Annotated in this window: 14 protein-coding genes; 13 read left to right on the top strand and 1 reads right to left on the bottom strand. The window is 51.6% G+C overall.

All coding sequences use genetic code 11. The features are described 5' to 3' along the window. Nucleotides 1-3: 3 nt before the first annotated feature. From AB2U10_RS03285 to AB2U10_RS03250, 8 genes are all read left to right on the top strand, one after another. On the top strand, nucleotides 4-1,341 hold the full coding sequence (locus AB2U10_RS03285; RefSeq protein WP_367914165.1) for a TldD/PmbA family protein: 1,338 nt from the start codon (nucleotides 4-6) through the stop codon (nucleotides 1,339-1,341). Between the two features lie 18 nt (nucleotides 1,342-1,359). Further along, nucleotides 1,360-1,974 (top strand): DUF4159 domain-containing protein, encoded by a 615-nt coding sequence (locus AB2U10_RS03280; RefSeq protein WP_367914164.1) that lies wholly within the window; start codon nucleotides 1,360-1,362, stop codon nucleotides 1,972-1,974. A 5-nt stretch (nucleotides 1,975-1,979) separates the two neighbouring features. Continuing rightward, nucleotides 1,980-2,942, top strand: coding sequence for an AAA family ATPase (locus tag AB2U10_RS03275; RefSeq protein WP_493820153.1), 963 nt, complete (start codon nucleotides 1,980-1,982; stop codon nucleotides 2,940-2,942). Continuing rightward, the gene (locus tag AB2U10_RS03270) at nucleotides 2,929-3,792 is read left to right on the top strand and encodes a DUF58 domain-containing protein (protein WP_367914162.1); all 864 of its coding nucleotides are present in this window, start codon (nucleotides 2,929-2,931) and stop codon (nucleotides 3,790-3,792) included. The genes AB2U10_RS03275 and AB2U10_RS03270 overlap by 14 nt, the downstream gene beginning before the upstream one ends. Continuing rightward, entirely contained in the window at nucleotides 3,780-4,844 is a 1,065-nt protein-coding gene (locus tag AB2U10_RS03265; protein WP_367914161.1) for a BatA domain-containing protein, read from the top strand. Before AB2U10_RS03270 ends, AB2U10_RS03265 begins: the two co-directional genes overlap by 13 nt. Beyond that, nucleotides 4,841-7,021, top strand: a complete 2,181-nt coding sequence (locus AB2U10_RS03260) for a hypothetical protein (protein WP_367914160.1) — start codon at nucleotides 4,841-4,843, stop codon at nucleotides 7,019-7,021. The genes AB2U10_RS03265 and AB2U10_RS03260 overlap by 4 nt, the downstream gene beginning before the upstream one ends. A 4-nt stretch (nucleotides 7,022-7,025) precedes the next feature. After that, nucleotides 7,026-8,642: a hypothetical protein gene (locus AB2U10_RS03255; RefSeq protein ID WP_367914159.1), complete on the top strand. Its 1,617-nt coding sequence runs from the start codon at nucleotides 7,026-7,028 to the stop codon at nucleotides 8,640-8,642. A 242-nt stretch (nucleotides 8,643-8,884) separates the two neighbouring features. Next, nucleotides 8,885-12,550 carry an ATP-binding protein gene (locus AB2U10_RS03250; RefSeq protein ID WP_367914158.1) on the top strand — a complete coding sequence of 1,222 codons (3,666 nt, stop codon included), beginning with the start codon at nucleotides 8,885-8,887 and terminating at the stop codon, nucleotides 12,548-12,550. A gap of 135 nt (nucleotides 12,551-12,685) precedes the next feature. On the opposite strand, the gene AB2U10_RS03245 is transcribed toward AB2U10_RS03250, so the two are convergent. Continuing rightward, nucleotides 12,686-15,844 (bottom strand): UvrD-helicase domain-containing protein, encoded by a 3,159-nt coding sequence (locus tag AB2U10_RS03245; RefSeq protein WP_367914157.1) that lies wholly within the window; start codon nucleotides 15,842-15,844, stop codon nucleotides 12,686-12,688. A 223-nt stretch (nucleotides 15,845-16,067) separates the two neighbouring features. Here AB2U10_RS03245 and AB2U10_RS03240 point away from each other — a divergent pair, with 223 nt between their 5' ends. From AB2U10_RS03240 to AB2U10_RS03220, 5 genes are all read left to right on the top strand, one after another. Continuing rightward, nucleotides 16,068-18,344 carry a TonB-dependent receptor gene (locus AB2U10_RS03240; RefSeq protein WP_367914156.1) on the top strand — a complete coding sequence of 759 codons (2,277 nt, stop codon included), beginning with the start codon at nucleotides 16,068-16,070 and terminating at the stop codon, nucleotides 18,342-18,344. 55 nt (nucleotides 18,345-18,399) lie between these two features. Beyond that, nucleotides 18,400-19,089 (top strand): (d)CMP kinase, encoded by a 690-nt coding sequence (gene cmk / locus AB2U10_RS03235; RefSeq protein WP_367914155.1) that lies wholly within the window; start codon nucleotides 18,400-18,402, stop codon nucleotides 19,087-19,089. 4 nt (nucleotides 19,090-19,093) lie between these two features. Beyond that, nucleotides 19,094-20,155: an NAD(P)/FAD-dependent oxidoreductase gene (locus tag AB2U10_RS03230; protein ID WP_367914154.1), complete on the top strand. Its 1,062-nt coding sequence runs from the start codon at nucleotides 19,094-19,096 to the stop codon at nucleotides 20,153-20,155. 54 nt (nucleotides 20,156-20,209) lie between these two features. Next, nucleotides 20,210-22,444: a BamA/TamA family outer membrane protein gene (locus AB2U10_RS03225; protein ID WP_367914153.1), complete on the top strand. Its 2,235-nt coding sequence runs from the start codon at nucleotides 20,210-20,212 to the stop codon at nucleotides 22,442-22,444. A gap of 232 nt (nucleotides 22,445-22,676) precedes the next feature. Continuing rightward, complete coding sequence (locus tag AB2U10_RS03220) at nucleotides 22,677-23,663, top strand: PorP/SprF family type IX secretion system membrane protein (protein ID WP_367914152.1); 987 nt, start codon at nucleotides 22,677-22,679, stop codon at nucleotides 23,661-23,663. Nucleotides 23,664-23,678: the final 15 nt, after the last annotated feature.

Below are 23,678 nucleotides of genomic sequence, written 5' to 3'. Positions count from 1 at the left end.
ATCATGTCAGTAATATTAACAGAAGCAGAGGCAAAAGCCCTGCTTGAAAAAGTCATAAAATTCTCCCGGGCAGATCAATGTGAAGTGAACCTGTCGGGTGAAGTGCGGGGAAATATCCGCTATGCCCGCAATGAAGTTTCTACCAGTGGCAGCCTGACCAACCAGAACCTGGTGGTACAGTCGGCTTTCGGAAAGAAAGTAGGCGTGGCCACGATTGATGAATTTGACGATGCCTCACTGGAGAAAGTGGTCCGGCGATCGGAAGAGCTGGCCCGCCTGGCACCGGAAAACCCCGAATACATGGGTGTCCTGGAACCGCAGTCGTACGGGAAATCCAAAGGCTATTTTGAGTCAACGGCCAACATCACGCCTGCATTGCGTGCAGAGGCCGTAGCGCAAAGTCTGGCACTGGCCGGGCAGGATCAGCTGACCTCTGCCGGCTTCCTGGAAAACCGGACCGGTTTTTCAGCCATGATGAATTCAAAGGGGCTGTTTGCTTACTACCCGAGTACCGGTGTTAACTTCTCGCTCACCGTGAGAACCGATGACGGGAAGGGATCGGGGTATGTGATCCGGGGATATAACGACTTCTCGAAGCTGGATGCTGCGGCAGCTACCCGGATAGCGGTAGAAAAAGCCCGGAGCTCGGTAGGGGCAAAAGCCCTTGAGCCCGGGAAATATACGGTTATCCTGGAGCCTACGGCCGCAGCAGTGCTGCTGGAAAACCTCTATTATGACATGGATGCCCGCGCTGCTGATGAAGGGCGGTCGTCGTTCAGCAAGCCCGGCGGTAAAACCCGCCTGGGAGAGAAGATCGTGGATGAACGCGTTAGCATTTATTCGGATCCTTCACACCCCGATCTGCCCGCTTCACCGTGGTCAGGCGACGGGCAGGCGCAGAACCGGGTGTCCTGGATTGAAAAAGGTGTGGTAAAGAACCTGGCCTATTCGCGGTTCTGGGCGCAGCAGAAAGGGGTGAAGCCCGTGCCTTATCCCGGCAACATGATCATGGAAGGAGGCGCCGCCACCCTGGAAGAAATGATCCGGAATACGAAGAAGGGAATCCTGGTGACCAAGCTGTGGTACATCCGGCCGGTAGATCCGCAGACCCTGCTGCTGACGGGCCTTACCCGTGACGGTACATTTTATATTGAAGACGGGAAAATCAAACATCCGGTCAAGAATTTCCGTTTTAATGAAAGTCCGATTATCATGCTGAATAACCTGGAAACGCTGGGTAAATCCGAGCGGGTGGTCAGCACGGAATCGAACCAAAGTTATATGGTGCCGCCGATGAAGATCAGGGAGTTTACTTTCTCTTCCCTGTCAGATGCGGTGTAAAGTAAATAGTACGGACTTTTGAAACCTTTTGTTTTTACCAGAATACAATACACATCAGGCAATTGGGATACGGATCAGCGCATGCCTTCCAATCTCCTGCATTCCCTGGTAGAGTACACGACCATTCCTGTAGACGAGAAGGAAAAGGTAGTACAGCTGAGTAGTAACGAGATTTTCAAAAGTCCGTTCTGTTACCTGAGCGGTCATAAGCTGGTAGAGTTCTCGGCAGAAGAGCGCGATCATTTCCGGCGCTATGTCAAAAACGGGGGCTTTGTATTTGTAGATGACTGTAATCACGACATTGACGGCCTTTTTGCGAAATCATTCGAGCAGGAAATGGCCCGGACCTTCGGTCAGGATGCCCTCCGTAAAATACCGAATGATCACCCGATCTATACCTGTTTTTTTGAGTTTGACGGCCCCCCTACCACCAGCTTTGAGCTGAACGGCTGGGGTGATGATCTTGTGCACGATTACCTGAAGGCAATAGAAGTGAACGGGCGTATAGGTGTGCTTTACAGCAACAAAGATTACGGATGCGAATGGGATTACGATTTTAGAAATAAACGCTGGCTCATGGAAGACAATACAAAATTCGGAGTCAACATCATCAAGTATGCATTAACGGTTTGAGAACATTGGAACATTATAAAGGCCTGGTGGCCAAACTACCTGATTTAAAGAAAGAAATTGCTAAAGTAATTGTAGGGCAGGAAGAAGCCATTGATGAAATCATGATAGCCTTGCTGGCAGGCGGGCACTGCCTGCTGGAAGGAGTACCCGGGCTGGCCAAGACATTGATGGTGAAAACCCTGTCAGATGCCCTGGAAATGAAGTTTAAGCGTATCCAGTTTACGCCTGACCTCATGCCGGGTGATATCATCGGTACGGAGGTGATGGAAGAAGAGGCCGGGCGGAAGTTTTTCCGGTTTACCCGCGGACCCGTCTTTGCCAACATTGTCCTGGCAGACGAGATCAACCGTACGCCTCCCAAAACCCAGTCGGCTCTCCTGGAGGCCATGCAGGAGTACAAAGTGACCTATTCGGGCACTACGCATGACCTGCCGGCCCCGTTTTTTATCATTGCCACCCAGAACCCCATTGAGCAGGCAGGTACCTACCCGCTGCCTGAGGCTCAGCTTGATCGCTTTCTTTTGTACATCAGGCTGGGGTATCCTTCAGAGAAGGAAGAGCTGATGGTGCTCAAGAATACAACGGGCGTAAAAAAAGCAGACCTTAAAAGTGTGCTGTCCGGCGAAGATATCCTGGAGCTGCAGGAGCTGACCCGGCAGGTGCATATCAGCGATGAGCTGGCGGAAAGAGTAAATACCCTGGTACGCTCTACCCGGCCTGAAAGCAGCCCATCGGCCTTTGTTAAGCAGTGGTGCGACTGGGGAGCAGGCCCCCGTGCCGGCCAGGCCCTGGTGCTGTGCTCCAAGGCCCGGGCTGTATTGCACGGTCGTTTTTCCGTGATCCCCGAAGATATAAAGACGCTGGCTTTCCCGGTGTTACGGCACCGTATAGCGCTGAACTTCAAAGCAGAGGCGGAAGGTATTTCTGCAGACCGCGTGATAGAAGAGCTTACCCATGGATATCACTGAACTTGTCAGGCTGAATAATTTACAGCTGGCGGCCCGGGTGATCAGTGACCGGCTGCTGCTGGGAGTTCACCAGAGCAGGCGTACCGGCACAGGAACCGAGTTTGAACAGTACCGGCCCTACTTTCCGGGAGACGACCTGCGGCGGGTGGACTGGAAATTGTATGCCCGCTCAGGCAGGTACCTGGTGAAAGAATCGGCCACGGAAAGTCATCTGCATATCCGTCTGGTGCTTGACCTGTCAGGCTCCATGAATTATAGCGAAGGGGGGATCAGCCGCCTGGATTACAGCAAGGTGCTGCTGGCTTCGCTGGCGTATATGGCCTACCGGCAAAATGACCCCATAAGCTTTTATACAGTAAAGGAAGGAAAGCCCGGGCTGTTGGTCAAAGAAGGGAAGAACGCGTTCTACCGGATCCTGTACCACCTTGAAAATGCGGTGGCGGAAGGAAAGCAGGGCGAAGGGCCTTTTCCTGAATTTCATCACAACCAGAAAGAACTGCTCATCCTGGTATCGGATCTTTTGCAGGCCGGTAACGAATGGGCAGACCTGGTAGCCAAAACGGCTTCACCGTACCGGCAGATCCTGATCATCCAGGTGCTGGGCCGGGAGGAGCTGGATTTCAACCTCAAAGGATTTTATCGTTTTAAAGATCTCGAAACGGGCAAAGAATTGGAAATGGAAGCAGAAAGTGTGCGAAAAGAATACCGGGCGGCTTTTTCAGGCTACCTGGCTGCGCTGGAAGAAGAGCTGAAGCTTCCTCACGTTCACCTGGTCAGGGCATCGCTCGACACGCCGCTGGCCGGAGTCATCTCGGAAGCCCTGAAAACAATAAGCACATGGAATTCCTGAACCCCGGCATACTTTGGGGGGCGCTGGCTGTGGGCCTTCCCGTTCTTCTCCACTTCTGGCACCAGAAGAGAGGGGAGGAGCTGCCGTGGGCGGCCAGCCGCTGGCTGAGCGATGTAGTGCTGCAAAAATCAAGGGGAATGCGCCTGGAAAACCTCCTTTTGCTGCTTTTGCGCTGCCTACTGCTGATTTTACTGGTGCTTTGCTTAAGTGAACCCTTACTGAAGAGAGTTGCGGATAAACAGGAGAAAATTCACTGGATACAACCGAAAAAGGAGGTGGTGGAAAATTTCCGGTTTGAGCTGGAAGAAGCCGGGAAGCGGGGAGAAAAACGTTTCTGGTTTACCGGTGAGCCGGTAACAGACCTTGCTTCGCTGCCTGACGGGAAGCACACCGACCTCCAGGCCGGGATCAACAAGGTAAAAATAACGGGAAAGACAGAAATCTACCTGGCCGGCACCGATGATTTTACCCGTTTTACACAGGTTTACCTGCCGGCACCTTATACGCTCCATACGGTCAAACCGGTTTCCGGCCAACCCGGAGGTGAGCGCTTAAACACCGGGATAAAAGAAAGGGAATTGCCTGTAAAAGTATTGCTGGAAAGCGGGGAAGAGAGTATTCCTGCGGCACTCCGGGCCATTACAGAAGCGTACGGAATTCGTTTCGAGGTAGATGATCAGCGCAAGCCCGGCCGGGTATATGACCTGGCGTTTACCCACCGGCCCGACTCGTCGGCCCGCGTGAACCTGGTTTCAGGAGCGGCGGCTTTGCCGGTGGAACAGACGGTAACGGGCCGTACGGTGCGCTGGTTTAATGAGCTGTTAAACCCCGAAAGCTCCGATGCCGTTTTTAACGGGGAGCTTCCGGAGATCATCCTGGATGCGCTGATGCCGCAGGCACCGGCGGAAACACTCAGCACGCAGCAGCTGCGCAATAAATTTGCCGAAAGGCAGGCTTCACAGGCCAGCGGGCCGTTTCCGGCTGTTATTCTTATCCTTTTTGTTTTGACACTGGGTGCGGAACGGTGGTTAGCTATACAGAAAAACGCATGAATCATATTAACCGAATCATATCGTCAGTCCGGTTCCAGCTCCATGTTTCGGCATGGATTCGCTGCCTGCTGGCCGGTGTATCGGCCGGTCTTGTGGTGCAGGCGCTCGGGCAGCGGCCCGCCCTGAGCCTGCTGGCAGCGCTGACGGGGTTCCTGGCGGGGGCCTTCTTCCTGAAGCCTGTTGAAAATAAGCGGCCGCTGGCCCTCCGGATCCTGCATGACCGGGTAGAAGATGCTGAATACAGCCTGGAGCTGCTGAACGTAGCCCGGCCCAACGGGGCCGAACAGCTTCAGCTGGAAAGGCTGGGCCGGCAAATGGAGCACAGGAAGGCCCCGCAGGTATGGTATGACGGCGTATGGCCGTTTGTGCCGGCGCTTCTCCTGGCCTGGGGGGTATATGCGTTTTTCCCGGGTTGGAAAAACAAACCTGTGGCTTCTTCTGTACAGCCGGCGGGAAAAGAAGAAACAGAGCGTATTTCGCCGCCTGTTCCGGGTTTCAGGAATGCGGAGGTACGGATCACGCCACCGGCATATACCCTATTACCTGAAAAAAGCAGCCGGGATCTGAACATTTCTTCTGTGGCCGGCACGGTTTTGCGTTGGCGCGTTGGCTTCTCCGGCTCAGATAACCTGAAGGTCACGCTGAACAACAGCCGGGGCGAAGAGCTGGCGTTCACCAGGAAGGACGCATTTTTTGAGTATACCGACCGGCTGTCGGCCTCAGGCTTGTACGCCATCCGGGCATATTGGAAAGATTCACTGGTGTACCAGTCGGATTATTACCGGCTGGAAGCCCTGATAGATGCGGCTCCCCGCATAGAGCCGGCCTCACGGGAGTTGTACCGTTTTCATTTCCTGAAAGATCCGGAAAGCCTCCCGGTGGCAGCCAGGATATCCGATGACTTCCTCGTGAAGCAGGTGTATATGGTAGCTACCGTGGCGCGCGGTTCGGGCGAAAATGTAAAATTCCGGGAAGTGCGCCTGCCGGTTAGCCAAACGGCTTTTAAGAGCCGGAATGTATCGGCCACCATTGACCTGAAAGCGCTCAATTTTGCTCCCGGTGATGAATTGTACTATTACTGGGCCGCTGTAGACAACAAAACCCCGGAGCCGAACTTCAGTAAATCGGATACCTACTTCCTGGTCTATAAAGATACGGCGGCGCTGAATGAAAGCGAGCTGGCTACCATGGCGGTCAATATTCTGCCGGAGTATTTCAGGAGCCAGCGACAGATCATCATAGATACGGAGAAGCTGATCGCCATGCGGAATAAAATGGAAAAGACCCGGTTTAATGCCGTCTCGAACGACATCGGGTTTGACCAGAAAGCCCTCCGTATCCGGTACGGACAATACCTGGGAGAAGAATATGAAACCTCTATAGGCGATCACGGGCACACGGACAGTGACAACCCGCTGGAAGGCTTTATTCATAAGCATGACAGCGAAGAAGAAGAACATCATGACCACGATCACGATCATGGACACGATCATGGAAAACCCGCTTCTCCGGCCTTGGAAGGCAGCAAAGATCCGCTTGCCGAGCTCCTGGAGGCCTATGTGCATTCGCATGACGATGCCGAAACCAACACCTTCTACGAACAATCTACGCGCAGTATTCTTAAAACCGCTCTTGAGAACATGTGGCAGTCGGAGTTGCATTTGCGGCTTTACGAGCCGGAAAAAGCGCTTCCGTATGAAAATAAAGCCCTGGAATTGCTGAAAGAAGTACAGCAGAAAGCGCGGGTTTTTATAGCCAAAACCAGCTATGATCCGCCACCGATCAAAGAAAAAGAGCTGCGGATGAAAGGAGAGCTGAAAAAATTTAACCGCGGCTTCCGGTCAGAGGTGCAGCTGAGCCGTGAACAGGTCAGCCGGCTGGCCGGGCAGGTGGCTGGTTTCCTGGAGTCGGATGACGCACTTTCAGCGGTACAGAAGCAGGACGTGGCACTGCTCAGCCGGCAGATCAGTGCTGCTGTGGTTAACGCGGGTCTTGATAAATGGAAGCTGCTGACCCTGCTTCAGAAGCTGTTGAACGACCAGGCATTGACGGCACAGGAAAAAGCTATCCTGAAAACAGGACTGTTTACGATAAGTGCCGTTCAGAAAAGTGCCTTGCCGCCTGCGGGCTTTGGTGAAAAGCAATTGGAAAAATTATTCTGGAAAAACCTGTTGTAAGCGAATGATACTCAGTTCTCTTTTCATAGAACCCCTGACAGGCCGGCTTCTTTCGGGTTTGCTGCTGGCCATGGGCGTGGCCGTTATCCTGAAGCTGGTACGTATGAAGTCGCTGAGTGCCCGGCAGCGGAACGTTAAGATCCTGCTGAATACCCTGCTTTTCCTGTTGGCGGTTTTGTTCCTGCTTCAACCGGTGTGGCCGGTACAGCAGGGCGATGGCACGCTCCTGGTTCGTGATGCCGGCATACCGGCAGAAGTGACAGACTCGGTTCAGATGGCCCGGGGCATCAAACGGGTAATCTCGTATAAAGAATTCAAAAAGAAATTTGTGCAGTACGGATCCTATAAGCTTTTCTTCCTGGGCCAGGAGGCCGAACCGCAGCTCTTAAGCCGCCTGGCCGGGAGTGAAGTGGAGTGGATACCGTATTTCAGGCCCGGAACCCTGCAGGAAATTCACTGGCAGGGAATGGTGCAGCAGGGTGAACGGCAGACGGTTACCGGCAAGATCAGCCTCACGGATCCTGCAAAAATAAGGCTGGTTTACGGGGAGAAAACCCTCGACAGCCTTTCACTGCAAAAAGGATTTAATGCTTTTCAACTGTCGTTCCCGGTATTTGCAGAGGGTCGGAACTCGGTTTCGCTTCAACTGGAAAAGCAGCCTTTGCAGGACATCCCGTTTTATGCTCAGCCGGCCCGGCCGCTGAACATCGCGCTGCTTATCGATAACCCGGATTTTGAAAGCCGTATCCTGGCAGAGTGGCTGGGCGCCCGCAGCCACCGGGTTGAAATCTCAACGCCAGTGGCTCAATCGGCCCTGTACGAAAGTTATGTCAACAAGGCTCCGGAAAAAACGGCTGCCGACCTGGTTATAGCTACCCCGGCCCACGCAGCGGATACACGTGTAAAGAAGGCGATCATTGAAGGGAGAAGCGTGCTTTTCTTTGGCCTGGAAAACGTGCCGGACGCCCTTTCCCGCATCAACCGGGCCACGGGTGCCGCTTTCTCAGCACAGCGGACCTCTGCCCTTGAGTCTCTCCCTTTAAAAAACGGGCTTACGGCTTTTCCCTTTACGCTGAATGCCCGGCCTAACCAGCGGCAGGTAGGCGAATGGCCCGTATTCTTCCAGAAAAACGGGGGGCTGGTGGCCGTGAGCTTGCTGAATGAGACCTTTCCTGCCCGGCTGAGCGGTGATACACTGACCTATAGTGAAGTGTGGACTGCCGTTATGGCCGCCCTCCGCAATGCAGACAGTACAAAAGTGCGGGTGCCGGCGCCCGTTTTCAGGGCTCTTCCGGTAGAAATTACCCGGCTCAGCGCTGAAAGCCGGATGACACCCGCTAACGATACCCTTTACCTGGGAGAATCTCCCGTTAACCCGCTAAAAAAATCAGGAACATATACCTTTGCAGATACGGGCTGGACCACCCTGGACCCTGCAGGAGAAGTGTATGTGGAAGACCCGCCTTTAGCCGCGGCAGAACGTTGGAAGGCCTGGCTGAAGGCCAATACACCCGAAGGCCCGGCGGCCCCCCGCGGCCAGCCCCTGGCTGCTACTGCATGGTACCTGGCTTTTCTTACCTGCCTGGCTGCCCTCTGGATAGAAACCAAATTCAGGTATTGATCTTCAGTGGGCTGTAAGGGAAGAAGATAGAAGCCCCGGAGAAAAAAAGTGAACTTTTTTTTGTCGGTTGCAGTTTACTGGTTTTTCGCGTTTCAGATTGATTGGATTGCAAACCGGTTATTTTCTGCAGCTGTTGAAAATAATTGGAAGATATAGCGGAAACCGGTACTGATAATTAGAAATAAATCGCCTATATTTAGACGTGCTTTTAAATATAGCCTAAAAATTTAGTCAAGAAAGCTATGAAATACATTAACAGGCTGGCCGTGCTTGTTACGGGCGTTTTGCTGTTAATATTTGGCATATTTGGCCATAACTACCAGGAAGAGAAAACTTATGCTTCTGTTTTGCAGAAGAATTACAGCCGTGAGATTAACCTGGTCAGGAAAACTCATGTCCATATCCGGATGCTGACCGGTACCGGTAAAGCGGTAACTTTTAAAGGGCTGAGTGTTCCTGCTTCCTACCCTTATTTTGTTTTTGCCAACGGTAAGCTGATCTACTGGTCATGCAACAATCATATCCCTTCGTACAATGACGTACTGCTGGTGAACGGTGAAAATTTCTTCATCAGTGAAAAAGAGCCCTCGGTGATGGTCAGGACTCCCGTGACATATAAAACCAGTCACTATGATATTGTAAGTGTGGTTCCCCTGCTGCACGATGAAAACTATATAAATAACTTTAAGGCTCCTCCCTTTAATGCATCTGTTTTCTTTATAAAACCTGAAAAAATCTCGGCAGATGCTTTTCCCGGCGCCCTCACCGTACGGTCAGCAGACGGGAAGGCCGTTTTCTATACGCAGGTTAAGGGAGACCTGCGTCATCTGAGCCTGGCGGTGGCGCCTTTCAGCGTCATCATGATCACGCTGGGAATTTTGCTGATATGGTATTTTCTTTATACCCGGTCTATCCTCTTATCCAATACGCACCGTTACCTGACCGCGGGTTTACTGATGGGAACTTCTTTCCTGGTTTTGCGGCTGCTGATGCGTTATTTCAACCTGCCGTGGATATTCTTTCCGAACAAACTGATCGATATCTTTTATGGGAATCTCTTCATTGACACGCTCTGCATACTGATCATCCTGACCAAATTCTCCCTGGCACAATACCGGGCATTGCTTTACCTGAACCTGGAAGGTATGAGCTCTTTTATGCGCAATGGCCTGTCTTTGCTGTGTGTGCTGTTTATGTTTGGCCTGGGCCGGGCAGTATGGTGGTTAATCGATCATACCTACCAGGAAAGCCTGATTGAGAATCATTACTCGATGAGCTTCTATCTCGGCAATGTGAAAGATACCATGTACGTGTATCTTTTTATACTCCTAGGTGTTTATTTCCTGACCACGCACTCCATAGCCAATGTATATAAGCGGCTTCAGCCGGAATACCGCAAAGGAACCTTTTACTGGGCCTACGGAACGGTAGCAGGTATTTTTCTTATCTATGCGCTCGGCTGGGGGCCGGTGGTGATTACCAGCAGCGTATTCCTGCTCATTGTATACCTCTTACGCCTGCCCCGGTATTTCTACCGCCTCCGTTCTTTCACCTACGTGTATTATATCATAGGTGCTTTTGCCTATACGCTGATCCTCTTCTGTGTGCTGTTTCAGAAAGACACACAGCGCAGCCGGATGGAAAAGGAAAACTTTGCCGAAAACTATATGAGCGGCAAAGACAGGCGCCTGGAAAGACAGATTCACCAGCTGAGTGTATTGCTCGGCAAATCAGACCTGTTTCAAAACCTGCTGAAGGGAGAGAAGACCTACCAGGAGACAGATGAAGTGATAAGGCAGGAGCTCTACAATAGCTTCCTGGATCCTTTCCTGGTCACTTACGAGGTCTTTGACTCTGCAGGTATAGAAGTAGCTCCTCATAAAATACATGGCCTGAGTACCTTAACACACCATGCCCTGGGAGAGTCTGACCCTACAGATTACCCCAATCTTTACCTCACCCGTAATTCGGGTCAAACCTCGTATTATACCCTCATTCATGAGATAAAAGAAGAAGATCATAAGTTTGGAACTGCTGTTTTCAGGCTTTACCCGAACAGAAGCAGTAACCTGACCCTGAAAACCCTGCTGCAGATGAAACGGGTATCCCATAACCCGTTCACCCGGTATTACAGCTACGGGGTTTTTGATTCTACGGGCGACCTCGTTTTCCAGTATGGCAATTACAATTACAGGCGTATTTTTGATTCGGTGCTGGCAGGCAACCTGGGTATTTTTGAGAAAGAATCCATGTATAAAGGGTATTCTCACCTGGCCAGGAAAGGAGACGGGGACAAGATCATTGTAGTGTCTGAAAAGAAAGAGCTTTATAAGGATATCCTGGCCAATTTCTCCTTCCTCTTTTTCGTGTCGCTGATCGGGGTGATGGGATTGCTGATCTTTATGGGCTTTTTCAATGATTTCAGGCGTTACCAGATGAATTTATCGGGGAAAATCCAGCTCTACCTGAACGGAGCCTTTCTCCTGCCCCTGACCATTATCATGGTGATCGGCGCCATCATCATAAAAAATATGTTCTCCGATATCCGGAACGACTCCATACTGGCTACATCGCTCAATATATCGGAAGTGCTGAATATCTACGGGCAAAATTTTGAAACGGGAAAATTCTCACGAAGAGACCTCCGGAATAACCTGGATAATCTTTCCCGCAGCTCATCGGTCGATATTAACCTGTATGACCTGAACGGCACCTTGTTTTATTCCTCGTCTATCCCGTACCAGAACCTGGAAAAACCGCTGTATATCAATCCCGTGGCCTTTGCGGCTATCAAGAACGACGGTGAGCCGGTGGTGCTGCTGGATGACTTCCAGGACAAGATATCTTCCAAAACCGCTTTTGTGCCGGTGAAGGGGAGCGCCGATAACCTGACCTGCATTGCCGGCCTGAATTATATGGATGCGCAAACCGCGGTAGAGTCGTGGACCAAGCAGATCGGGCAGACCCTCCTGATAGCATTCCTGGTGATCTTTATCTTCCTGTATACATTTTCTTTCGTTTCCAGTAAAAAGCTGACCGAACCGCTGAAGCTGATCGCCGATAAAATTAAATCGGTGAACTTTAACCAGCAGAATAAAGAGATCGTATGGGATGCCAAGGATGAGATCGGCCTGCTGACCGGTGAATACAACCGGATGCTCAGGAAGCTGGAAGAAAGCAAGCAGGCCCTTTCTATCAGTGAGAAGCAGTCGGCCTGGCGCGATATGGCCAAGCAGCTGGCCCACGAGATCCGGAACCCGCTTACGCCCATGATGCTGTCGGTACAGCATTTGCAGCGCCTGGTGCTTTCTGATCACCCCGATGTGAAAAAACGCACCCTGAGATTGCTGGGCTCCATCAGCGACCAGATAGAAAATATTACCGGCATTTCCATGTCGTTCTCCCGCTTTGCGGAAATGCCGTTACCGGCGCACGAAGAATTTGATATGGTAGCCACGGTTAAGGGTGTTCCCGAACTGGAAAAGGGAACCCCCGGTGTGTATTTCACCAGCACTGAAGAGGAGCTTTGGGTCAGGGGTGATAGCAGAACTATCAGCAGAACCCTGACGCACCTGATTAAGACCGGGCTTGAGTCGGTTCCTGAAGGCCGAGAACCCAGGATCACCGTGGCTGTTTCAAAAAATGAGACCAGCGGCATTATAGAGGTTCGGGATAACGGAACGGGCATCCCGGAAGATAAGAAAGAGAAAGTTTTTCGCCCTACCTTCAGTGAAAAAGATGAGGAGGCCGGTTTTGGGCTGAGCATATCGCGGATCAGCATCGAACATTTCGGTGGAAATATCTGGTTTGATTCGGAAGAAGGCGAGGGCAAAACCTTTTATATCCAGCTTATGCTCAAAGAAGGGGGTGATCACGACCAGCCGGCAGGCGACCGGGTAATTTTTTAATGGGACCCCTAAAAATTCCAAACTCTGCGTTATGCCTCAAAATTAAAATACTCATTTACAATTAGTAAACTGTGTTTTTAATTTTTTGCAAGCCTTGATTTTGGAGTTTTTAGAGGTTCCCTGGAATTGCTTTCTTTATTTTGCCCGGGGAGGTGCTACTTTTACTACTTCCGGCGGATCAAGGTATACCAGGAAAAGATGTACGGCAGCGTAGCCCATCTGCAGCAAGAGACGGGCATAATCCTGCAGTTGCTTTTCATGAGCGGCCCGTTTCTGACCGGTTTTGTAATCCAGGATATAGGCTTCGTTGTTCAGGAATACCACCCGGTCAGGCCGGCCGGTATTGCTGTGGCTGGAAAGAATATCGGCCTCATTTTTCACTACAGCCTTTTCTTCAAACAGCGGTGCCAGTGCCGGGTGCTGAAACACAGACCGGATTTTCGGAGCAATGGCTTCGGCCAACGCCGCGGTAAGCAGGCCCTCCTGCTGCAGCTTGTTCAGGACCGGTTCAAGATCAGAAGCCTTTTTAATTCTTTCAAAAGCCAGGTGAATCAGGTTCCCTTCCCGCACTCTTTCTTCGGGTACGGTCCACTTGATCTTCAGGCCGCGTTGGTCTTTAAACGGCTCATGCAGCTGCAGCTCAAAACGGGGCGGAGGCGTTTTCTCTTCTTTACGGGCAGGAGATCCTTTCTCCCCGAATTCGTAGAGCAGGCGTTCCGGCTGGCGGCCTGCCTCCAGGAAATCTTCCAGGAGCTTCCCGATGTTTTCAATGGCCAGTCCCGTTTTGGTGGGGCGACCCCAGATCCAGAGATACTGGCGGTCTATGGCCCTGGTCAGCGCCACATACAGCATGTTCAGGTTTTCAATATAGATCAGGTCTTTTTCCTTTTGCAGGATCTCCGCTGAAAATTCAAACTCCGGCGAATAGGCAAAGGGGGCCGACAGGATCCGGCCGGCAGGAGAGTTCAGCTCGGGGTAGCCGAGCCCATCAATATCCAGCCAGATGCGGGACTCCCGGTTCGGGGCGGTATCCCAGTTAACATAGGGCAGGATCACAACCGGGTATTCAAGCCCTTTGGCTTTGTGAATGGTATTAATGGTGATGGCGTTGGCTGCTTTTGCCGGAATGGCCGCTTTTTCTTTTCGGACCTCCCAGTCGCGAAGAAACTCGGCCAGGCTTTTTGACTTCCGGGTGGTATAATCCAGCAGGTGATCCAGCAGGGCAAGCACGTAATCGGCAGCTCCCGGTTTTTGGAGCAGGGCAAACCGGGCGGTAAAAAATTCAGCCAGCTGGTAGGGGTCAAGCCCCGCCGTGCCTTCGAGGTCAACCCCGAAATGGGTGAAAAATATCCTGAATTCAGCCGGAGGCAATGAGCAGAGGTAGTGCAGGTCGTAATCTGCGGCACGGATATTCCCGGTCAGGAAAAAGAACTGGAGAAATTCAAACCGTTCAAACTGCCGCTCCGGGTGAAGCGAAAACCGCAGGGCGGAAATCAGGAACCGTACCTCCGGGCGGTTGTTCAGCTTCAGCGCTTCTGATGAGCTGATGGCGTAACCCGCATTTTCCAGCATCGAGGCTATGGTTTCCCCTTCTTTTTTTCTCCGGCACAAAATACAGATATCTGACAGCCGGTACCCGTCTGCCAGGATACTGTCTATCAGCGAGGTCATTTTCCCGGCTACATCGTCTTCGTCTTTCCGGAGTATCTCTACAGCGGTATAGCCCCCGGTTTTAGGCTTTTCCGGCGTATATTGAAGATAATCACTGAACACCTGCCGGGCCACAGCGCTTTCCTGGCCGGCTATCACAGAAGAAAACAGCGCATTGTTAAAGCTGATGATCTCTTCCCGGCTCCGGTAGTTGGTGCTTAAGGTTTTAAGACCGGTTACGGTATTCAGGGTGCCGATCTGTGAAAGCTGGATTTCGGGAGCCCTTGACCGGAAGTAGGTATTCTGCCCGTTGATCAGGTCCAGCATCAGCATCACGTTTCCGCCCCGCCAGCTGTAAATGGCCTGCTTGGGGTCGCCTACGATCAGGTTTTCATGGTTTTTCGAAACGGCGTTTTCAAGCAGGGGCAGCAGGTTGAAAAACTGGATATCAGAGGTGTCCTGGAACTCGTCTACCAGGATATGATTGTACCTTTCACCAATACGCTCATAGATGTACGGCACGGGTTCACTGGCTACAATTTCCAGGATCTTCCGGTTAAAATCAGCCAGAACCGCTTCGTTATTTTCGGCCAGGAGGGTGTCTATCTCTTTCTTGATGACCGCCAGAAACGGAATTTTAAGCAGGTTTTTATCAATGATCCGGAGAATGGAATATTTCTCTGTCCGCAGCGCCAGCAGCTCCTCCGTCAGCTCCGTGAGCCGGGGAGAGATCGCATCGATGCGTGCTGCTGCCGGGCTCTTCTCCTTATACCACCGGTTTTCCCAGAGGGTGGTTTGTACGGTTGCCCCCGGCATACCGTCTTTCCAGAGGGTTTCGGGTGACTGCACCATTTTGCTGTAGAAGTTGCAGATGCCCCGGGCACCCTGGTAAAAATCGGCAGCCGACAGCCCGGCTGAAACCACCAGGTCAAGGGCCTGCTGCGCCAGCCGCCTTACTGCCAGCTCCGATTCTTTCAGGAACGCCCTGACCTGGCCTTTGATTTGCAGCACATCGGCGTGCGAAAGCAGCCTGTTTTTATCAATCTCTGCGGCGTTGTTGTCGCGGTAAATCACCCCGGCAAAATCCACAATATCGCTTTGCAGTGAATTCCAGCTCTGGTTGTCGTCCAGCTTGCTCAGGGCAAATTCCCTGAACATCGCAGTCAGTTCGGGATCGTCTCCCACCCGGTCTATCAGGCGGCTGACGGCCTCTTCGATCAGCTCGCCGGTATCCAGGATGATCTCGTAATTGTACGGAAGATTCAGGTCAAAGGTAAAAGAGCTGATGATCTGGTTAACGAAGCTGTCAATGGTTTTAATGGCAAAATCGTTGTAATTCTGCAGCACCTGGCGGAGCACCAGCCCGGCGCGTTCCTGTAGCATTTCAGGCGGAATGTGGGGGAGGTCTTCCGACAGTAGCCGGAGGAGGACCGACGTTTCACCGGTTCCGGAGCTCAGCTCCTTTAATGCGCTGATGATCCGCCTTTTCATCTCTTCTGCCGCATCATTGGTGAAGGTCATAGCCAGGATATTCCGGAAATAAGACGGGTCAACCTGGCTTAAAGCCAGCCGCAGGTATTCGCGGGTGAGGGTGAAGGTCTTGCCCGATCCGGCAGAAGAAGAGTAGATGGTAAATAGCGCCATATTCCTGTTCCGAAACCTCAAAGATAGGGGAAAGTAACAGCTTATTTCTGTAAAAGGATGCGTTTTTAAAAAACGGACAACCTATATTTGCCGGGTAATTTATAACAGCCATGAGCTGTGAGCTATGAGTCTTGAGAAATTCACAGCGTATAGGGGTCCATGTATAAAGGTGAAGTGTCACCCGGCTCAAGGCCCATAGCTCACAGCTAAAAATGTATACAGAATGAAATTGTTGACACTTGCAGGCCTGTTGGTTTCCCTGAATGTTTTTGCCCAGAACACCCAAACCGTTAAGATTCACCTGTCAGACGGACACAGCCGCCTCCCGGTAGAAGGAGCAAATGTGTCGATACCGAAATACCATCTTTCTGCCTCCAGTGATGCCAACGGTGATGTGCGTTTTGATGCCGTGCCCCTGGGCCGCCTCGAAGTGGAAGTAAGCTCGGTAGCCTACGGAAAGTATATTTACAGGGAGCTGCTGCTGGAAAACTCCCGGCAGCTGGTGCTTGACCTGGAGCTGCTGGCGGCCGGCAGGGAGCTGGCCGAGCTGAAAGTAGTCTCTCCCGGCAGCGGAACCTCTGCGCTGGCCAATGTAGAGAGCATAACGTCAGAGCAGATCATGCGCTTCCCGGCTACCTTTTTTGACCCGGCCCGGCTGGCCATGTCGTTTGCCGGGGTAGCCAATACCAACGACCAGGCCAACAACGTGTCGGTCCGCGGCAACTCTCCCGAGTTTGTGCAGTGGCGCATGGAAGGAGTGGAAATCGTGAATCCCAACCACCTGAGCAATGCAGGCATGTTCTCTGACAAGCCGGCTGCCGTGGGTGGCGGAACCAACATTCTTTCGGCGCAGATGCTGGGCAATATGAATTTCCTGAGCGGGGCATTCCCGGCCGGTTATTCCAATGCATTGGCGGGTGTTTTTGATATGAACCTGCGCACGGGTAACAGTGAAGAGTACCAGCACGTGGTGCAGGCAGGGCTGATCGGGATAGACCTTTCTTCCGAAGGTCCGATCAATAAGAAAAAAGGCAGCAGCTACCTGGTGAACTACCGCTATTCTTTTACGGGGCTCCTGGCACAGGCCGGGGTGAATTTCGGCGGAGAGGCCATTACCTTCCAGGACCTGGCCTTTAACCTGAATTTCCCTACCCGCAAAGCCGGTACGTTTACGTTCTTTGGTATGGGCGGGCTGTCGTCCAATATTTTTGCGCCGGATGCCGACAGTACCACGTGGGAGTCATCGAAAGACCTGAACAATATTGATTTTTACGGCCGTATGGGCCTGCTGGGCGCCAAACATTCGGTTAAGCTGTTAAAGAAGTGGAACCTGCGTACCGTGCTGGTCAATTCGGCGCTGGAGAACCTCCGGAATGCTTATTCGGGAAATACCAATGTCAATTATGACTATTCGGCCAAAAATTACCTCAGCTTTTCTACGGCGGTTTCAGGAGACCTCAACCGCTTATGGGCATTGAATGCCGGTGTTCAGCTGAGCCATCAGTTCAACCGCTTCAATGCGATGGATTCAGATGCTTTCTTTTTCAACTTTGCCAACCTCCTGGTGCAGCCTTATGCCAGGATTACCAACCGCGAGCGGGCAAGGTTCAATTATAACGTGGGCTTTGTGGCACCGCACTATTCCTACAGTCATTCCTCGGGCAGCTCACAGTATTTTGAGCCCCGGCTGTCGGCAGATTATCACCTGACCGCAGGCCAAAAGATAAAAGCGGCTTACGGGCTGCACAGCCAGATCGTCTCTAACCGGGTGGCCTTTTACCTGCCGTATAAGCCTGCCAGGTCGCATCATTTTACCCTCGGGTACCAGGTTGATCCCGATACCCGCCAGTCGTTCTCGGCAGAGCTGTTCTACCAGAACATGTTTAACCTGAGCCGGTTTGACTCAGTGTATGTATCGGTGCTGAACGGCTATGAAATAGGGTACTTTACCAACGGGTATTACCTGCTGAACCAGAGAAATCAGGGCCGGAATTACGGTATAGAGCTCAATTACCGGCATTATCTTGACAACGGCTTTTTTGCGCTCGTGAATGCCACCTTCTACAAATCGCAGTTTAAGGCATTTGACAATAAATTTTATGACACCCGTTACGCCGGGAATTACATATACAATGCTACAGCGGGCAAGGAGTGGGAGAAAACTGACGGGAAGCTGCTGGGTCTCAACGCCCGTTTGAACTGGGTAGGTGGTTTTCGCGATTACCGGATACTTACAACAGAGTATGAAAATATGCTGTATGTGTATTACAATTACCTGTCTCCGCTGACCGTCAAATACAACGACTACTTCAGGCTGGATGTCCGGGCCTATATCAAAAAGACAAAGAAACGCGGATCAGAAACCATCTCGCTGGATATCCAGAACCTGACGAACCGCGAAAATGTAGCCTACAATTACTTTGATGCCTACCTGATGAAGGTGGTGCAGAAGAAGCAGCTGGGGCTGGTGCCCATGCTGAATTACCGCTGGGAATTCTGAGTTATTGAATTTTTACGGAAAATGTATTACCTTTAGATTATTCTGTGCGGTTTATATGTCTAGAATTATCGTAGCCATTGACGGCTATTCTTCCTGTGGAAAAAGCAGTACGGCCAGGCTGGTAGCAGAAAGGCTCAATTACCGGTATATTGACACCGGTGCCATGTACCGGGCCGTTACCCTGTATTTCCTGCAAAATCATGTAAGCCTGAATAACCCGAGGGAAGTGGCTGACGCCCTGGAAAAAACAGATATCGAGTTCAGAAGCACCCGGGAAGGGAAAAATGAAACTTTCCTGAACGGCCTCAATGTGGAAGAGGAGATCAGGAAGCTGTATGTGGCCGACCAGGTAAGTGAAGTGGCGGCTATCGGCGAAGTCAGGAAAGCCATGGTCCGGCAACAGCAGCGCATGGGCAGGAAAAAAGGATTTGTTCTCGACGGACGGGATATCGGTACGGTGGTTTTCCCGGATGCCGAACTTAAGATTTTTATGAACGCAGACCCGCTTGTCAGGGCCCGGCGCCGGCAACAGGAGCTGATCGAAAAGGGCGAGCTGGCCAACCTCGATGAGATCCTGGAAAATATCCGGAAAAGAGACATCATCGATACCACCCGCGAGGAAAGTCCGTTGCGCCAGGCACCTGACGCGTATGTGCTGGACACCACGTATATGACCCTGGATGAACAGGTGGAAAGAGTAGTGCTGCTGGCCGACATGATCATGAGCCGCCAGCCATCAGAATAAGCCGATGAAAAAAACAGACTTCCTTGTGGTAGGATCGGGTCTGGCAGGTTCGGTGCTGGCCCTGGAGATGCTTCGGGCCGGGTGCACGGTGAGAGTGCTGACCGATTCTTCACTGCCTTCTTCCAGCCGGGTAGCCGGCGGACTGATCAACCCGGTAACCGGTAAATACCTGGCCAAAACCTGGCTGGCCGATACGCTTTTCAGTACCCTGGAAACTTACTATAAGGAACTGGAAAACCGGCTTTCCGCTTCGTTTTATCACCCAACGGGCCTTTTCAGGCCCTTTACCGGTGAAGAGCACCGCAGGAGCTCGCAGGCCCAGATCATCAAGCACGCCCTGGAAGACTACGTGGAGATACGCCTTGCAGACGAGGCCGTGAGTGCCGGTTTTAACAGCGGGCCGGAAGGAATGTATTCTCCTGCTGCCGGCTGGCTGGACATGCCGGTTTTCCTGGATGCCGCCGCACGTTACCTGCAGGGAGAGGCTGAGTGGGCCGACACCACATTTGATTTTGAAGAATTCAGCATACAGGCTGACGGGGTAAAATTCAGGGACTGGGAGGCCTCCCGCGTGGTTTTCTGCGAAGGATTTTACGCCCTGAACAACCCGTATTTCCGCTGGCTGCCCTTTAACCCGGTAAAAGGAGAAACCCTTCTCGGTGTTATTGAAGACTACGGGGTAAGCACCATTGTTAACCAGGGCAAATGGATCATCCCGCTGGGAGATAACCGGGTGCGCCTGGGAGCTACCTACTCCTGGCATGAGCTCGATTTTGAAGCTACGGCCCGTGCACGGGAGGAGCTCCTGGCCGTTGCCGGTAAAATGCTCAGAAAGCCGTTCAGGGTTACCGGGCAGCAGGCCGGCGTACGGCCCGCCACCAAAGACCGGAGGCCGTTTGTGGGCAGGCACCCCGGGCAACCCCTCCTCTATATATTTAACGGCCTGGGGGCAAAAGGCGTGTCGCTGGCACCCCATTTTGCGAAACAACTGGTGCAAAATATTCTTCATGATGAACTAATTCATCCGGAAGCAAACATTGAAAGATTTTATACGTTATATTCGTAAGTTGATTTTTCCCGGATGATAAGACGACTATCGATCATATTTTTCTGTTTTCTGATGACGAAAACCGTAATGGCTCAAAGGTATTACGGGGTTTCAGGAGAAGAATTTGGTAAAAGTAAGATCCAGAACAAAGAGTTTCAGTGGAGAACCTTCAGCTCAGCTAATTTCACCTATAACTTTTACCGTGGCGGCGAGCAGATCAGCCGGAATGCGGCGGCTTTCCTGGAGAAATCGTACCCGCGTATAACCGGTATCCTGGGCTATATTCCCTATGAGCCCGTAACCGTTTTTGTTTTTAACTCTTCTGCCGACCTGAACTCGACCAACCTGATCGGTGAAACGGCCCGTGTGGAAAACGGAACTTTGCTCGACAGCCGGCACAGCCGCATACTCACTGCCTACGAGAAAAATGATTCGCTCTTTCATAAGCAGCTGGTCAGCAGCGTTTCTTCCATATATGTATACGACATGCTGTACGGCGGCAATGTCAGGGAATCTATTGAAAGCCAGATCCTGCTGAACCTCCCCGAATGGTTTACCGCCGGGATAAGCGCCTACGTGGCTGAAGAAGATAACTCGGCACGCTTTGATGCCTTTAAAACGGCTATTGCCGGGGTGCAGTCGCAGCGCCTGAAAAACCTGAAGGGTGAAACCGCCAGGCTGGTCGGGCAGTCGATATGGAATTTTATAGCGCTGAAATACGGTAAAGATAATATATCCAATATTCTCAACCTTACCCGGATTATCCACAACGAGCAGTCGAGCATTACCAGCACACTGGGGGTGTCTTTCCCGAAATTTATGAAAGACTGGACCGATTTCTACCTGGCCGGTGCACCCCTTCATGAAGCACCGGAGGAAACGGTGCCTGTGGTGATATTGCCGCCGGCGAAAAGAATTGCAGACCTGGCTCCGGGAGAAGTGGATACCGACGATTACCTGTTTGATGAAGCCAACGTGCTTCGTTACCAGGGTGCCGCTTCAGGGGCAACGCAGGCCGGCACCACACCGGATAGCAGAGGAGGAACCAAGCCGGGGAACGGTGATGTGAAGCTGTCGGCAGTGAAGCTGTTTAAAAATTTCCTGGTAAGCAACGACCGGAAGATCGATGTGGTGGCTGACCCGGTACGGCAGTTCGGCCTGGGCTATGCCATCTCGTTTCATGACCTGCTTCAGAACAATGTTTTTTCGTTTAATTCATTTATACGGCCCTCTACACCGCTGTTCAAAAGCTTTGATTTCGGGCTGACCTACGGGCACTATGCCCGGAAAGTGGATTTTGTGTTTAAGTACGAGAAAAGATCGGTAGACCTGGAGACCGCTGACAGCCGCGATGCCTTCCTGTTCCGGCCTCTGAACCATGTGATTGCCCGCGACCAGCCCGAGTACCTGTACCGCCGGCTGATACAGCAGCGGATTTCTGCCACGCTTATCTACCCGTTTTCTACCCGGCTGAAGATCGAGATCACACCGGCGCTGGTGAAAAATGAAGATATTGACTACGAAATGATGACCGTAAAAGGTATCCCGGATGACTATTACTTCGCTCCGAATGTCAGCGTGGTTTTTGACAATACCCGGGTGAGCTCATTGGGCGTGGAAACAGGTACCAAAGCCAAAGTATCTTTTGACCAGTATTACCATACCTCCAACACCTTACGTAGCTTTAAAAACACCTATGTGGATATCCGGCATTACCAGCGGATCTTCCGGGGGCTCCAGGTAGCGGGTCGCCTGAGTTACGGTACTTCGAGGGGAAATTCGCCCAAATACTCGTTTATCGGGGGCGTGGAGAACAGCATAAACCGGAAAACCTACCAGACCGATGAAGTGATAGCAGGAGGGGATCCGGACAACAAGAACATCCTGCTTTACAATTTCCCGGGTACCCTGAGGGGCTTTGACTTTGGCCGGCTGTACGGCAATAACCACCTGTTGGGCAATGTGGAGCTCAGGTCACACCTGGTGGAAATCCTGCCCCAGATGGCCCTGTCGAGCAACTTCCTGCGGAATATGCAGCTGGTAGGGTTCTACGACATCGGTACGGCCTGGATGGGTTCTAAAGGCCCTTTCAGCCGGCAAAACAGCCTGAATACCGTCATTACAGGGCAGAACAGCCCCTTTCTGATAGAAGTAACCAACTTTAAAAATCCGTTTCTGTCCGGTTTCGGTGGCGGTATCAGGACTACCATACTCGGAATATTTGTTCGTGCCGACTACGCTTACGGCTTTGAAGACGGCACGGTTACATCTCCTAAATTCCATCTTTCTGTAGGAAAAGACTTTTAACCGCATCGGCAGACCGTTTTCAGCTTTTAGTTTTTCACTTTTCACTTTTCACTTTTCACTCCCCATCCCTTGGCATAGTTTTCGCTACGCTTTATCTCCGGACGGTCCTGGTATATCCGGTTGCGGGAATAATTTATTTTTCCGAATAAGCCGCAGTTAAGAAATTTTGGCTTGGTTATTGGTATATCATTAGACAGAATCTTAACGGAAGTGAGTATTTATAATTGAAAATATGAAATATCTGAATTTTACTCAATTTTGGATAACGCTTTTAGCCATTTGCGGAATATCCTGGTCGGCTTCAGCGCAGCAGGAAGTATTTTACTCCCAATACATGTTCAATACCATGGCCATTAACCCGGCCTATGCGGGTAGCCGCGATGTGCTGAGCATTACGGCCCTGGGCCGGTACCAGTGGGTGGGGGTGAACGGCGCTCCCAAAACCCATTCGCTTACGCTGGATATGCCTTTCCAGAACGAGAAAATGGGCATCGGGCTTTCTGTCTATAACGACAACATCGGGCACTGGAACACCACGGGCCTCAACCTGGCCTATGCGTACAAATTCAAGCTTACCGAGCGGACTACCATGTCGTTGGGTGTGCAGCCTACCATTACCAATGTGAGCGCCAATCTTTCCAATGTGAAGAATATTGAAGAAAATGACCCGGCATTTGACATGGATGTTTCGCGGTTTGTGTTTAACGCCGGGCTGGGCATGTTCATCAGCAACGACAAAGCCTATTTCGGGCTGTCGGTACCGCAGCTGATTGAGCAGCGGATATCCCCCAACGCCGACAGCGAGGGCAAAACCCAGCGGCACTACTTTGCCATGATGGGCTTTGTAGTGGGCAACGGTAACTTTAAGCTGAAGCCTTCTACCGTAATCCGGGTAACAAGAGGCGCCCCGATAGGCCTGGACGGTAACCTGAACCTCTGGTACCGCGACAAAATAGCCATTGGCTTCTCGGCCCGTAAATCACAGATGGTATTCTCAGGAACAGACCAGATGGATGCCCTGGTAGGTATGCTGGAACTGCAGCTTACTCCCCAGCTCCGGATAGGCTTTGCCTATGACACCAGCTTAGGAAAGATGAGCGAAACCAGCGAAGGAAAGACATTCTATAAAAAAATAGCCGGAACGCCTACTTATGAAGGATTCCTGAGATACGAATTCGGCTTCGGAAAAGATAAGATTGTTACGCCGCGCTATTTCTGATTACCACTTAAAGAA

The organism is Leadbetterella sp. DM7 (genome assembly GCF_040829825.2).
Taxonomy (GTDB): domain Bacteria; phylum Bacteroidota; class Bacteroidia; order Cytophagales; family Spirosomataceae; genus Leadbetterella.
Note: the sequence above shows the minus strand (reverse complement) of the source record. Positions and strands in the feature narration are given on the sequence as shown.